This is a genomic window from Litoreibacter ascidiaceicola (genome assembly GCF_900129235.1).
GTDB lineage: Bacteria > Pseudomonadota > Alphaproteobacteria > Rhodobacterales > Rhodobacteraceae > Litoreibacter > Litoreibacter ascidiaceicola.
Window position 1 is genome coordinate 202,895 of sequence record NZ_FQUV01000005.1, and the last position, 13,275, is coordinate 216,169.

General features: G+C 59.8%; 17 protein-coding genes. 9 read left to right on the plus strand and 8 right to left on the minus strand.

Annotated elements, in window-relative coordinates:
• Positions 1–46 precede the first annotated feature (46 nt).
• The 3 genes from BUB72_RS12005 (at position 47) to BUB72_RS12015 (ending at position 2,628) form a co-directional block, all read left to right on the plus strand.
• Positions 47–577 carry a TRAP transporter small permease gene (locus tag BUB72_RS12005; RefSeq protein WP_139250671.1) on the plus strand — a complete coding sequence of 177 codons (531 nt, stop codon included), beginning with the start codon at positions 47–49 and terminating at the stop codon, positions 575–577.
• 2 nt (positions 578–579) lie between these two features.
• On the plus strand, positions 580–1,860 hold the full coding sequence (locus BUB72_RS12010; protein WP_073144051.1) for a TRAP transporter large permease: 1,281 nt from the start codon (positions 580–582) through the stop codon (positions 1,858–1,860).
• An 87-nt stretch (positions 1,861–1,947) separates the two neighbouring features.
• Positions 1,948–2,628 (plus strand): GntR family transcriptional regulator, encoded by a 681-nt coding sequence (locus tag BUB72_RS12015; protein ID WP_073144053.1) that lies wholly within the window; start codon positions 1,948–1,950, stop codon positions 2,626–2,628.
• Positions 2,629–2,925: 297 nt separating this feature from the next.
• On the opposite strand, the gene BUB72_RS12020 is transcribed toward BUB72_RS12015, so the two are convergent.
• The 4 genes from BUB72_RS12020 to BUB72_RS12035 all read right to left on the minus strand — a co-directional run bounded on the left by BUB72_RS12020 (position 2,926) and on the right by BUB72_RS12035 (position 5,888).
• Positions 2,926–3,267, minus strand: coding sequence for a DUF2853 family protein (locus BUB72_RS12020; protein WP_073144055.1), 342 nt, complete (start codon positions 3,265–3,267; stop codon positions 2,926–2,928).
• A gap of 138 nt (positions 3,268–3,405) precedes the next feature.
• A complete protein-coding gene (locus BUB72_RS12025) occupies positions 3,406–4,101 on the minus strand; it encodes an extensin-like domain-containing protein (protein WP_073144057.1) in 696 nt (231 codons plus the stop codon).
• 30 nt (positions 4,102–4,131) lie between these two features.
• Positions 4,132–5,517 (minus strand): adenosylhomocysteinase, encoded by a 1,386-nt coding sequence (gene ahcY, locus BUB72_RS12030; RefSeq protein WP_073144059.1) that lies wholly within the window; start codon positions 5,515–5,517, stop codon positions 4,132–4,134.
• 68 nt (positions 5,518–5,585) lie between these two features.
• Positions 5,586–5,888 (minus strand): hypothetical protein, encoded by a 303-nt coding sequence (locus tag BUB72_RS12035; protein WP_073144062.1) that lies wholly within the window; start codon positions 5,886–5,888, stop codon positions 5,586–5,588.
• A 74-nt stretch (positions 5,889–5,962) separates the two neighbouring features.
• Between BUB72_RS12035 and BUB72_RS12040 the strand changes: the two genes are divergently transcribed.
• Positions 5,963–6,553, plus strand: a complete 591-nt coding sequence (locus BUB72_RS12040) for an HD domain-containing protein (RefSeq protein WP_073144064.1) — start codon at positions 5,963–5,965, stop codon at positions 6,551–6,553.
• A 35-nt stretch (positions 6,554–6,588) separates the two neighbouring features.
• Entirely contained in the window at positions 6,589–7,023 is a 435-nt protein-coding gene (locus BUB72_RS12045; RefSeq protein ID WP_245814815.1) for a GNAT family N-acetyltransferase, read from the plus strand.
• A 153-nt stretch (positions 7,024–7,176) separates the two neighbouring features.
• Here BUB72_RS12045 and BUB72_RS12050 read toward each other — a convergent pair whose 3' ends face one another.
• On the minus strand, positions 7,177–8,049 hold the full coding sequence (locus BUB72_RS12050; RefSeq protein WP_073144068.1) for a LysR family transcriptional regulator: 873 nt from the start codon (positions 8,047–8,049) through the stop codon (positions 7,177–7,179).
• Positions 8,050–8,153: 104 nt separating this feature from the next.
• On the opposite strand from BUB72_RS12050, the gene BUB72_RS18845 reads away from it, so the two are divergent.
• Complete coding sequence (locus BUB72_RS18845) at positions 8,154–8,318, plus strand: hypothetical protein (RefSeq protein WP_162848086.1); 165 nt, start codon at positions 8,154–8,156, stop codon at positions 8,316–8,318.
• Positions 8,312–8,560: a DUF6552 family protein gene (locus BUB72_RS12055; RefSeq protein WP_073144070.1), complete on the plus strand. Its 249-nt coding sequence runs from the start codon at positions 8,312–8,314 to the stop codon at positions 8,558–8,560. Before BUB72_RS18845 ends, BUB72_RS12055 begins: the two co-directional genes overlap by 7 nt.
• Here the strand turns inward: BUB72_RS12055 and BUB72_RS12060 are convergent.
• The 3 genes from BUB72_RS12060 to BUB72_RS12070 all read right to left on the minus strand — a co-directional run bounded on the left by BUB72_RS12060 (position 8,550) and on the right by BUB72_RS12070 (position 10,135).
• On the minus strand, positions 8,550–8,876 hold the full coding sequence (locus BUB72_RS12060) for a hypothetical protein (protein ID WP_073144072.1): 327 nt from the start codon (positions 8,874–8,876) through the stop codon (positions 8,550–8,552). The genes BUB72_RS12055 and BUB72_RS12060 overlap by 11 nt on opposite strands.
• Entirely contained in the window at positions 8,873–9,427 is a 555-nt protein-coding gene (locus BUB72_RS12065) for an ActR/PrrA/RegA family redox response regulator transcription factor (RefSeq protein ID WP_073144075.1), read from the minus strand. Before BUB72_RS12065 ends, BUB72_RS12060 begins: the two co-directional genes overlap by 4 nt.
• Before the next feature lie 87 nt (positions 9,428–9,514).
• Positions 9,515–10,135 carry an SCO family protein gene (locus BUB72_RS12070; RefSeq protein WP_073144395.1) on the minus strand — a complete coding sequence of 207 codons (621 nt, stop codon included), beginning with the start codon at positions 10,133–10,135 and terminating at the stop codon, positions 9,515–9,517.
• Positions 10,136–10,231: 96 nt separating this feature from the next.
• Between BUB72_RS12070 and regB the strand changes: the two genes are divergently transcribed.
• The gene (gene regB, locus BUB72_RS12075) at positions 10,232–11,620 is read left to right on the plus strand and encodes a sensor histidine kinase RegB (protein ID WP_073144077.1); all 1,389 of its coding nucleotides are present in this window, start codon (positions 10,232–10,234) and stop codon (positions 11,618–11,620) included.
• Between the two features lie 65 nt (positions 11,621–11,685).
• On the plus strand, positions 11,686–13,254 hold the full coding sequence (locus BUB72_RS12080; RefSeq protein WP_175549156.1) for a PAS domain-containing protein: 1,569 nt from the start codon (positions 11,686–11,688) through the stop codon (positions 13,252–13,254).
• Positions 13,255–13,275: the final 21 nt, after the last annotated feature.

Consider the following 13,275-nt stretch of genomic DNA (forward strand, 5'->3'; position numbering starts at 1 on the left):
CCTTTTGTTACCCAGACTGCGCCTAAACACATCTGCGGAGACTTTGATGTCGGGACAATCACCATTCATTCAGCGCATCGAGCACGCCTTGGACTGGGTCCGATCCCTGTGCATCCTGCTCTCGTCCATCGCCCTTGTGGTTCTCGTCACCACTTTCGGCTGGCTGGTCTTCGGGCGCTACGTCCTGAACGTCACCCCGACATGGGTCGAACAGTTGGCCCTTCTGCTCATCTGCTACATCGCGTTTTTGGGCGCAGCCGCTGGTATCCGCGACGACACCCATATCGGGGTCACGCTGTTTCGCGACATGATGCCCGTCGGGGCACAGAAAGTCCTGATGATCGCAATCGACCTGATCCTCGCGGCCTTCGGGGGGATTATGTTGTTTGCCGGAACGGTGTTGATGCAATTCGGCTGGGACACCTTGCTGCCGATGCTGAACATCCCCGAAACCTTCCGGACGCTTGCGATCACCTCATGTGGCGCGCTGATCTTCCTGTTCGCGGGTATGCGCGGGCTCATCCGTATTCTTACGTTTCAGGACTGGGCGCCTGAAACCGAACTCAAGGAGTCCTGAGCGTGGGACTAGCCATATTACTCTGCGTCTTCGGCGTAGGCGTCGTGATCGGCGCGCCGGTCGCCTTCGCCATGGGCATCGCTGCCGCCGCCGCATTCTGGTACGAAGGTTTCCCCCTTCTCATCACCTTCCAGCGGGCAACCGCAGGCGTGTCGGTGTTCTCGCTGCTTGCCATCCCGTTCTTCGTGTTCGCAGGCGAGATCATGTTGCATGGCGGCATCGCCAGCCGCTTGGTCAAACTCGCATCCGCCTTGGTGGGCCACCTCAAAGGCGGCTTGGCCATGGTCAACATCTTCTCCAGCATGCTGTTCGGCGGCATCTCCGGCTCTGCGGTTGCTGACATCTCGGCGCTTGGCTCGCTGCTTATTCCGGTGATGAAAGAGCGCGGTTACCGCCCCGACTTCGCGGTCAACGTGACCGTGACCTCTTCCATCGCGGGCATCGTCATTCCGCCCAGCCACAACATGATCATCTTCGCCGTGGCCGCTGGTGGGGGCATCTCGGTCTCCAAGCTGTTCCTGGCTGGCGTGATCCCTGGCATCCTGATGTGCGTCTGTCTGGCCATCGCCGCCTACATCCTGTCCATCAAACACAACTACCCGTCAGAGCCGTTCCCCGGTTGGGGCGAGGTGGGCCGCAGTGCCGCTGACGCAATTCCGGGTTTCTTCACCGCAGTAATCATCGTGGGCGGCACGCTGTCTGGTGTCTTCACGGTGACGGAATCCGGTGCTTTCGGCGCGATCTATGCGGTGCTGCTGACGCGGTTCTACTATCGCAGTCTCAGCTGGGATGCGTTCGTTCTGGCCGTCACAGGTGCTGTGCGCACAACGGCCATGGTGATGATCCTCATCGCCTTCGCCAGTTCCTTCGCCTACCTGCTGGCGCTCTATCAGGTTCCGGCAAAGCTCAGTGATCTTCTGGTGTCCATTTCCGACAATCCGATCATGATCCTGTTGATGATCAACGTGATCCTGCTGATCCTGGGGATGATCATGGACATGGCCGCCCTGATCCTGATCTGCACGCCAATCTTCCTGCCCATCGCCAAGGGGCTGGGCATGGACCCGACCCAGTTCGGTATCATGATGCTGATCAACCTCGGCTTGGGCCTGTGCACGCCACCCGTCGGAACCTGCCTTTTCGTTGGCTGCGCGGTCGGCAAGATCAAGATCGAGCAGGCGCTCAAGTCGATCTGGCCGTTCTACATCGCAATTCTGGGCGCGCTGCTGCTGGTCACATTCGTTCCCCAGGTTTCGCTCTGGCTGCCGTCGCTCTACGACTGATCAAACGGGGCTGGGACTCGGGGCAAGAGCGGTGGATTAACCGAGGTTACTAGTATACGTAGCCCCAACACAAAGTGGGAAAACGGTATGTCACAGTTCACAAGTATCGCAGAGCGCCGCACCAGCGTCGATGAAGTCTTCGACACGCTCCATCATGACATCGTCACCTTGAAGCTGATGCCGGGCACCAAGATTTCCGAGGTTGAAATCGCGAACAAGTTCTCGGTGTCCCGCCAGCCTGTCCGCGACGCGTTCTCCCGCTTGGGGAATTTGGGGCTGCTGCTGATCCGCCCGCAACGGGCAACCGTGATCCGCAAATTCTCCATCCCCGATATTTCTCACGCCCGCTTTATTCGCACCGCGATCGAGGTCGAGGTCCTGCGCACGGCAATCCTGAAATGGGCCGACACCGACACAACCGCCATCCGCGAAAACATGGCGGAGCAGGCGAAAGCGGTGAAGGCGCAGGATACCGATCGCTTCCATGAGCTGGACTACGAGTTTCACAAGCTGCTGTGTCTGGCAGCCGGAATCGAGTTGGCGTTCGAGACGATTGCCGAGAACAAAACCAAAGTCGACCGCCTATGCCGCCTGTCCCTTGAAGAACCCACCGAGATGAAGGTTCTTCTGGACGACCACACACAAATCCTTGCTGCGTTGGACGAAAACGATTTCGTCGCGCTGGAAGCCATAATTCGCAAGCACCTTGCACGTCTGGATTCTGTTGTCGAAAGAATTCAGCAAGAGCATTCCGAATACTTCGAATAACGCGACCACTCGAAACGGTGCGCGCATCACAAAACTGGTGCTGAAAACGAAAAGAGGGCTCCGACCCCCCGGAACCCTCTTCTACCCCACGTGTTTGGTTACTCGCACCACGTGACTATGAAACTGGGTCCGGCCTTACTGGCTCGGTGTCTTATGGGTAGCGGTCGCACCTCAACATTGCAAACAAACAATCCCCACAATTCGATCCCCATTTCGTTCAATTTTTCCAAACCAGAAAAGCAAAACGCCCGCGCGAAATCCGGCGGGCGTTTTATCATTGCACAAGAGCGGTAGGGCTTAGCCGTACACGGACTCTTTGCTGAAATGCTTGGTCAGCATGTAGTAAACCACCGCGCGGTACTTGTTGCGCTCGGATTTGCCATAGGTCTCGATGACCGAGTTGATCGCTTCCATCAGCTGCGGGCTGTCGGACAGGCCCAGCTTCTTGATCAGGAAGTTGTTTTTGACAGTTTCCAGCTCTTCTGGCTGGCTACCGGCAACAGTCGATGCGTCCGCGTTGTAGATTGCAGGACCGCAACCGATGGTGACCTTTGTTAAAAGGTCCATATCAGGCGTCATGCCACATTTGTTTTTCAGATCGTCCGCATAGACAGCGATCAGTTCGTCACGTTTTCCCAAAGAAATATCTCCCACCAATGTTCGGGCCCATCAGGCCCCGTTTCAGGCCTGCAAACGGCCTTGGAGCGCACAATACTGGCTAAATCAGCCAATCCAAAGGAAAAAATCCGCTACTTTTCCCCGCAGGCGGCAACAAGCCTAACGGCAGGTGCCCCAGCCCCTGTTTTGCAAATGAAAATGGTCTGCGTGCAGCGCGTTATAGTCGGGTCCCAGCACGGTCGAGAACCATTCACAACCCGCGTCGCGGATGTCGCGCAGGAAGGATTGCTCTTGCGGCGTGCCGTTCCAATCCGCCAGCAGCTCGATCCGCGTGCCATCCGCCAGCACCACCCCGCCAATGTCGATCGCAGCAGCTGTGGCGTGCTTGCTCATCCGCGTGTTGGAGCCACGGATGGGGCGGCAATTATAGCTTCCGATATGGCGAAGCCCCGTCACGCCCTGCCCCAGATGCGCCTGTGCGGCGGGCTGGATACCGTGCTGCTCCCACATCGCCAGTCTCAGGGCGGTTTCACACTCCGTCTCGACGGCTTGCAGCCTTGAGGCACCCACTCCGGTCAAGTCCACACGGTTGGCGATACCACACCGCGCGCTGGCCACCAACGGGGTCATTTCTTGGAAACGTCCTGCCTGCGCCAGCACGGTCAGACACAGCTTCGGATCATCGACCACGCGCCGCAGTTTGAAATGTGTCACCGGCGTCACAGGATCGGACACCACCAATTCACGCAGCGGGTTCCATTCGCGCGGCACAGGGCTGCGCGGGTCGGTAAACGCCCAGTAAACGCCAAACGCCACCGCAGAAAAAACCGCGATGGCGCCCAGAATACTCAGCATGATGCGAAAAGTGGCGATAGCACCACCCCCTTAGTAGCGATAATGCTCAGGCTTGAACGGTCCGTCAGGCGACACACCGATATAAGCGGCTTGCTCTGCGTCCAGCTTCGACAGCTTCACGCCGATCCGGTCCAGATGCAGTCGCGCGACCTTCTCGTCCAGATGCTTGGGCAGGATATAGACGTCGTTCTTGTAGGCCTCGTTATTGGTCCAAAGCTCCATCTGCGCCAACACCTGGTTGGTGAAGGAGGCGGACATCACGAAGGACGGGTGGCCGGTGGCGTTGCCAAGGTTTAGCAAGCGACCCTCGGACAGCAGGATCAGGCGATGGCCATTCGGCATCTCGATCATGTCGACCTGTTCTTTGATGTTGGTCCATTTGTGGTTCTTCAGCGCCGCGACTTGGATCTCATTGTCGAAGTGGCCGATATTGCCAACGATCGCCATGTCCTTCATCTCGCGCATATGTTCGATGCGGATCACGTCCTTGTTGCCAGTGGTGGTGATGAAGATATCGGCGGAGGACACGACGTCCTCCAATAGCACAACTTCAAAGCCGTCCATGGCAGCTTGCAGCGCGCAGATTGGGTCGACCTCGGTCACCTTCACCCGCGCACCGGCACCGCGCAGCGAAGCGGCAGAGCCTTTGCCCACGTCGCCGTAACCCATGACCACAGCAACCTTACCGGCCATCATGGTGTCGGTGGCGCGGCGGATGCCGTCGACCAGCGATTCCTTGCAGCCGTATTTGTTGTCGAACTTCGACTTGGTCACCGAGTCATTCACGTTGATCGCGGGGAAGGGCAGTTGCCCCTTCTTCACGAGGTCATAGAGGCGGTGAACACCTGTTGTAGTTTCCTCGGAGACACCCTTGATCTGGTCGCGCATTTTGGTGAACCAACCGGGGCTTGCTTCCATGCGTTTCTTGATCTGCGCCTGAATGGCTTCTTCTTCCTCGGAGGTCGCTACGCCAAAGGCCTCGCCACCTTCGATGCGGGCACCCAGCAGGATATACAGCGTCGCGTCGCCGCCATCGTCGAGGATCAGGTTCGGGCCGTCAGGGAACATGAAGGACTTGTCGAGGTAGTCCCAATGCTCTTCCAGCGACTGGCCTTTGATCGCAAAAACCGGAACACCGCTTGCTGCGATTGCGGCCGCGGCGTGGTCTTGGGTCGAAAAGATGTTGCACGACGCCCAGCGCACGTCAGCGCCAAGGGCGACCAGCGTTTCGATCAGAACAGCGGTCTGGATAGTCATGTGCAAAGAGCCGACGATACGCGAACCAGCAAGCGGTTTGCTTTCACCATATTCGTCGCGCAGGGCCATCAGCCCCGGCATTTCGGTTTCTGCGATATCAAGCTCTTTGCGGCCGAAGGCGGCCAGATTGATGTCCTTGACGATGTAGTCGTTTGCCATTGATGCGGTCCTCTTGGGAATTTGCGATCCGCGTAACAGCTAAATGCGCTGATCTCAATGGGAACCGGTTATCCTTGCCCGAATGGCAGGCTTGCCAGCAAAGCGTCAGCGTCCATATTCGGCGACCAGTTGTCGCCTTGGGCCAGCGCGCAGCTTGTCCCGTTGTCCTTGTAACTCACCACTGTCCATGTCCCGCCGATGCCCGACGCCCAGACAATCGTGCCGTCCTCTGCCATCACAGCGGGGGTTTCGTCGTACCAGTCGACAAGTGACGCTTCCATTTCTTCAGTAGCCATGCAGACCACGTCATCCTGCGCAAGCGCAGGCAAGGTGCTAAGAGCAAGTACAGCGGCTGTAAAAAGCGGTTTCATCGTTTTCTCCTTCGGGGGTAGAACGAGGAAACCGCGCAGAAGTTCCGGACGATCACGAAAAGGTGGGCAGGCAGATGAAACAACCCAGAGCATGGCAACGCATGTTGTCCGGTCGCAGGCTGGACCTGCTGGACCCGACCCCGATGGACATCGAGATCGAGGATATCGCTCACGGTTTGGCCTTCGTGGCGCGCTGGAACGGGCAGACCATGGGGGAGTTCGCCTACTCCGTGGCGGAGCATTCCGTGCTGGTCGAACGCCTCTATTCCGCCGCCAACCCTAACGCGCCGGTGAAGTGGCAACTGGCCGCCTTGCTGCACGACGCGCCAGAATATGTGATCGGGGATATGATCTCGCCGGTGAAAAATGCGGTCGGGCCGGGCTATGCGGAACTCGACGACCGGCTGACCGCCGCAATCCATCTGCGTTTCGGCCTGCCTGCGGCGATTCCAGTGGCGGTGAAGAAACAGATCAAGAAGGCCGACAAGCTGTCCGCATGGCTGGAGGCGACGCAGATCGCGGGATTCTCGATTGAAGAAAGCAACAAATTCTTCGGCGCACCACGTGGCAGCGTCCCGCTACCCGACAAGTTGGTCCCTCGCCCGCCTATGGAGGTGAAGGCGGAGTTTCTGGCCCGCTTCAGCGCATTGTCGGCGGCGCTATGATTATCCGTAAGGTCACTCCGCAAGACCGCGACGCCATGACTACGATTCTTAACGAAGTCATCGCGATTGGCGGCACGACCGCATACCAGAATCCGATTGAGCCTTCGCATTTCGACCGCTTCATCGCACCCGAAGACGACCGGACTTTTCTGCACGTGGCCGAAGCTGACGGCGAGGTTGTTGGCTTTCAATGGATGAGTCCGGACAAAGACGGAATGGGAATCATCGCAACTTTCGCTCGGCCCGGAACCGTGCAGCGTGGCATCGGCTCGGCGCTGTTTAAGCAAACGCTGAAATGCTGTCGTGATGCGGGGTATACACTGCTCGACGCCACCATCCGCGCCGACAATACGGGCGGCTTGGCCTACTATTCCAAGATGGGGTTCGAGGACCATTCCGTGACCCGCGCCGTGCCTTTGAGCGACGGAACACCCGTGGATCGCGTCCACAAACGCATGCACCTGAGGTAACCCATGGGTTACGCTGCACCGTAGCGGGTGTTAACCAGCTTTTGCAGGTCTGCATGGCTACGACGGACAGTGCGTTTACACCTGTTTCGGGGTGGTTAATTCAATCAAATCAAAAAGCGGGTGTTTTTGATTTGATTAGCGTCGCGGCCAGATTCAGGCCGCCGCCGATTTCAGCCATCTGATGAAGGTTTTCAGCGCGTCTGACCGTGGCACGGGGCGGGTCGCAAGGTAGTAGCCCAGCGTGGAAACAGGCGCTTCCTGCAGGCAGACCAGCGTGCCGCGTTGCAAGTCGCCCTCCACCATGGCGCGTGTCTGGATGGACAACCCCGCACCCCCGCGCGTTGCGGATAGCACCAGCGAATTGGTTGGTAGGTCGATGCTGGTGGTGCAGGACAGATCCAGCCCAACCTCCTCTGCCCAGACACGCTGCTCCATTCGCCCAGCCTCGAACACCCATGGCAAGGAACACAGGCCCAGCATGGAGGTGTCGTTGGTCTTCGCGGCCAGTTCAGGGCAGGCCACCACGACGTAGTTTGCGTGGACCAGCAACTCCGCCTCTAGCCCTGCCCATTCGCCGTGGCCGTAGCGGATCGCCAGATCGAAGCCGTCGCGGCGCATATCGACGACTGCGTTGGACGGCTGCAAGGCGACCTCTATGTCGGGATGCTCTGCCCAGAACGCGCCAATGCGCGGCATCAGCCAGTTTTCGGCGAAGGTCGCGGTCAGGGAAACCTTCAGCGGCTGGTTCTGCTTCAGCGCCCGGATGTCGCGCACGCCGCTGGCTATGGTCCCGAACCCCTCGCCCAAGGACAGCGACAAGGCCCGCCCCGCCTCCGTCAGGGCCATACCTGTGCCTTCGCGGAAGGCCAGCTCCGCGCCGAACTCCGCTTCCAGCCCGCGCACATGCTGGGCGATTGCGGCATGGGTCACGTTCAACTCCCGCGCTGCCGCCGAGAAACTGCCCAGCCGCGCGGTGGCCTCGAACGCCTTGAGCGCCGACAAAGACGGGATATCGCGCCAGTTCATCAGGAATATGAAAGTTCAGCTAACATATATGAAATCATACTGACGTGCATGACAAAGGCAAGCGGCGCATGATGGGTCATCACTTCATAGAAGGACTATAACCCATGTTTAGTATCATCGCCGAAAGTATGCTCACCGCCATCCGCCGCCGCGCGGACTTTCCCGATCATCTGAAAGATCACGCCGACCGCTATATCCGTTCCCCCCGTGCGGCGCGGCGGGACGGCGTGTCGCGACGCTCCGAGCGCTACGGACGCGACCTATGGTAACGACCACCCTCAGAGCGCTGGACCGTGAGGCCGCCACATTCGCCCTGAAATGGGCGGCCTCACTGGTCCAGATCGCGGGCTATGCCACCACGGCGTTCGGGATGGCACCTTTGAACATCTACCTGTTTCTGGTCGGTCTGATCGGATGGTTCGCGGTTGGGTATCTCTGGAAGGACCGCGCGATCATGCTGATCCACGCCGTCGCATTGGCGGCAATGGGAGCTGGGCTGCTCAGCAGCTAAGCCCCGCGCTGGCTGCTGCGTTGGTCCAGCCGCGGAACTCCCCCGCGGCAAAGACCAGCGCGGTGCCGTCGGGCCATTCGACCTGCTGTCCGCTGCCTGCGCAATCGCGTGTGGCGGTGGGTCCGCGTCCGACCAGCTTGGTCATGGCGGGGATGGTCGAGTGATCTGTGCGGCCAAAATCGATGCGCTGCGCACGGTCGGAGAGTTGTACACCGTTCGCATCAAGCGTGTAGGGGATCGGGTCGGAGCGCGGCACATTCGGCCCGGCAGGTGCGCAGGCGGCAACCAACAGAGTGACCGCCAGCGCCCGTTTCATTTCGGCGACCGTTTCGCGAGGATGCGTTGCAGCGTACGGCGGTGCATGCTCAGGCGGCGCGCGGTCTCGGAAACGTTGCGGTCGCACAGCTCATACACCCGCTGGATATGCTCCCAGCGCACACGGTCGGCGGACATCGGGTTTTCCGGCGGTGGCGGCAACTCGTCACCATTGGCCAGAAGCGCATTGGTAACGTCATTGGCGTCGGCAGGCTTCGACAGGTAATCCGTCGCGCCGATCTTCACGGCAGCCACGGCGGTGGCAATCGCGCCATAACCGGTGAGCACCACGATCTTGGCGTCGGGCCGCTTCTCTCGCAGCACTTCGACCACGTCGAGGCCGTTTCCGTCGCCAAGGCGCAGGTCGATCACGGCGTAAGCAGGCGGGCGGGCGGTTGCGATGGCGCGGCCCCCTGCGACGGTGTCAGCGGTTTCAGGGGCAAAACCCCGTTTCTCCATGGCACGCGCGAGGCGGCGCAGAAACGGCTCGTCATCATCGACAAGCAGCAGGGAATTGTCTTCGCCAATCTCTTTTAGCGCGTTGTCAGCCATGGCAAAATCCCTCGATCGCGTTTCACCTACAAGATGTAGGTCGCAAGCGCGGGCGCGTCAAACACTACTGCGGCGGCCTGACGCGTGCTAACTGCTGGCGTTGGCGTAGCACGCGACGGTGTCGGCGATCTGCTCTGGCGTGGTTTCACGGCGGAAGAACTCGACAAACCCTTTTTCGGGCAGCACCAGATAGGTGAAGGTCGAATGGTCGACGAGGTAGTATTCCGGATCGCCGGTCTGCTTCTTGTAATAGGTTTTGTAGGCCTGCGACGCAGCTTTCACCTGCTCCGGCGAGCCTGTCAGCCCGATCATCTTGGGGTGCATAACATCGGTGAATTCCGCCACGACCTCTGGTGTGTCGCGTTCCGGGTCGATGGAGATGAACAACGCCCCAGCGTCGATGCCACGTTCCGCCAATACATCCAGAGCCTCGGCGTTGCGCGCGCTGTCCAGCGGGCAGACGTCGGGGCAGAAGGTGTAGCCGAAATAAACCAGCGTCGGCGAGGTGATCACATCGGCATTGGTGACGGTTGCGCCGGTTTCGCTCACCAGTTCGAAGTCTCCGCCGATATCACCACCCGCTACGGCCGAGGACCGGCAAGACGCGAACTCGTCCTCGCCCCCGCGGTTAATCACAACATAAGCGGCGGTCCCACCGAGCATGGCAACAACGAGTCCGATTGCAGTGGCTGAATAGATCTTGTTCATGGTCATGCTCCGCAGTGATATTAACGCTTCAGTTGATCCGCTATACAGCGCCATGTATCAATCTGCCATTATGACGCTGCACCTCACTTCTTCGCGATGGTAGATACCTCGCTTGGCCTTGCCGCGGTGGGGACGCGCGGGGGTGTTGTCCGCCTCCGTACCCTTATCATTCTGCGATGGCTCGCTGTCTTTGGCCAGATTTTTGCCATCGGCGTCGCCAGCTTCTTCCTTGAGCTGAAAATCGAGCTGGGCCTGTGTTTCCTGGCGATTGGCGCTTCGGTCATCACCAACCTCGTGGCGCATTTCGTATACCCCGAAAACCGTCGCATGCCGGAGCGCGAGGTGTTGATCACACTGCTGTTCGACATCAGCCAGCTTGCCTTTCTGCTGTACCTCACCGGCGGCTTGAACAACCCCTTTGCCCTGCTGATGCTGGCCCCCGTGACGGTGTCGGCCATGACGTTGCGCGCAGGGCCGACCTTCTTTCTGGGCGGGTTGGCCGTGGTTCTGGTCACGTTGCTGGCCTATTACTACGTGCCGCTGCGCAGCGATCTTGGCTTTGTGCTGCGCATGCCGCAACTGTTTGTGGCGGGTTTTTGGGTCGCCATGGTCATTGGCATCGTGTTCCTGGGCATCTACGCCGCGCGCGTCACCGCAGAGACGACCTCCATGAGCAAGGCGCTTTTGGCCACACAGATGGCCCTGTCCCGCGAACAAAAACTGACCGACCTTGGCGGGGTGATCGCGGCGGCGGCGCATGAGTTGGGCACGCCGCTTGCCACCATCAAGCTGGTCAGCGCCGAACTTCTAGACGAGTTGGAAGACCCTGACCTGCGCGAAGATGCTGCCTTGATCCGCGATCAGGCAGACCGTTGCCGCGACATTCTGCATTCGATGGGACGCGCGGGAAAGGACGACCGCCATTTGCATACAGCGCCGCTCAGCTCTGTGATCAAAGACGCGGCGGAGCCACATACCAATCGCGGCAAGACCCTGAATTTCAAGTTTGGACCGAGGCAAGGGGCAGCTGACAGAACCCCCAACATCTACCGCCGCCCCGAGATCATCCACGGGGTGCGCAACCTTATTCAGAACGCCGTGGATTTTGCCACAGCTCAGGTCTGGGTCGAGGTGAAATGGAGCGACCGCGAGGTGATTGTGCGGGTTCTGGATGACGGGCCCGGCTACCCGAACGACCTTTTGGGGCGCATTGGTGACCCGTTCATCAAACGCGGTGGCAAGCGCGAAAAAGACGCGTCGCGGCCGGAATATGAGGGCATGGGGCTGGGACTGTTCATCGCGAAAACGCTTCTTGAGCGCTCTGGCGCAAGGGTGAATTTTGCCAACGGTTCCGACCGCCACAATGACCCGGGCAGGCCACGATACGGGGCGATTGCCGAAGTGATCTGGCCGACGGAGGCCATCGTGGAGGCCAGCGATGGCCCCTCCAAACCGCTGGGCGAAAACAAACCTATCGAGATTTAATCAACCCTTAATGAATCTAGTTTCAGGTCACCACCAACCCGATGTCGGCATCAAAGGTGGCACTGATGGCAGATTTACTATTCGAATTCGCAGCGACAATGGCGCTTGGCGCGCTTCTTGGGGCGATGGCCGTGTACTCCCTGCTGCGCTTGACGACCCCGCCCAAAAGCGCGGACAAATCGCGGCTGGAATTCCGCTTCGAGAAGCGCGAACTTGTCGGGGCTTGCCCGCGGGCGCGGCGCTCGCTCAGCCTCGAAGATCTGGATGAAGACGTTTACCACCAGCTGATTGACCGGCTTGGCAGAATCTTTCCCGACCTGCGGCAACGGCTTGACGACACCAGCCTTCACAGCGCCAGTTTCACGCTTAGCGAGGCAACCCAAAACGGCCCCGCCTTGTTGGATGTCGAAGCGCATGGCGGAAGTTTGCGCCTGCGCCTGTCCGGAATTGATGCGCCGTTATCGCGCAAGGTATTGGTGGACAGCGACCAAGCCACCGCCGTCGCCGCCGAGCTTGCGGTTTTGCGCGCGGCGACCGAAACCGCGCCCTTTTTGTCTTGGCGCGAAACGGCGGACGGGGCAGTGGACTGGGCCAACAAAGCCTACACCACAGCCGCCGGAGAGGCCGACATCCCGCGCAAAGATTCGTCATGGCCACCGGCGCGCCTGTTTCATGGCGGGGCTGTGGCGCAATCGGGCGATCAGGCCCATCCCAAGCGCTCCACGCTGATGATGAATTCGGGCGAGCGCCGAACCTATGAAGTCCTTCGCTACGGCAGCGGCAACGGAACGCTGAACTTCGCCCTAGATGTGGGCGCGACCATCAAGGCCGAAGAATCCCTGCGCAGCTTCATGCAGACCCTGACCCAGACGTTCGCGGCCTTGCCCATCGGTCTGGCGATCTTTGACCGGTCGCGGTCGCTGGTCATGTTCAACCCTGCGTTGATGGACCTGACCAATCTGGAACCGGAATGGCTGAGTGCGCGCCCGACATTGTATGATTTCGTCAACCAATTGCGTGAGAAACGGATGCTGCCTGAACGTCGCGATTTCGCCGACTGGCGCAAGAAAATAACGGAGCTGGAAAAATCCGCCGAGGACGGCACCTATTGCGAAACATGGACCTTGCCGACGGGCCAAACCTACCGCGTCACGGGCAGACCCCATCCCGAAGGCGCGGTGGCCTTCCTGATGGAAGATATAACCGCCGAGATGAGCCTGACCCGCAAATTCCGCCGCGAGATGTCAATGAATCAGGCGCTGCTGGACCACCTGCCCGAAGCGCTGGCCGTCTTTGCCGATGACGGTGTCATCACCATGACCAACGCCGCCTATGACGCTTTGTGGGGCACCGACCCCGAGGATGCGCTGGGCCAGCTCACGATCACCGACGCCACGCGCCTTTGGCAAGCCAGCAGCGCGCCGAACCCGATCTGGGGCGACGCGCGCGATTTTGTCAGCCAGCGGGGCGACCGCTCCGAATGGACAGATACCGCGACGCTCGCGAACGGCCTTGTGGTGACTTGCCGGTTCCAGCCACTTGCAGGCGGGGCGACGCTTGTCGGGTTCATGCCCGCGCATCAAAGCGCGTTGCTGCCCCCACATTCCGCGCAATTGACGGCGATTTCTTCCTGATCACCGCTTGAAGGCAGGGCA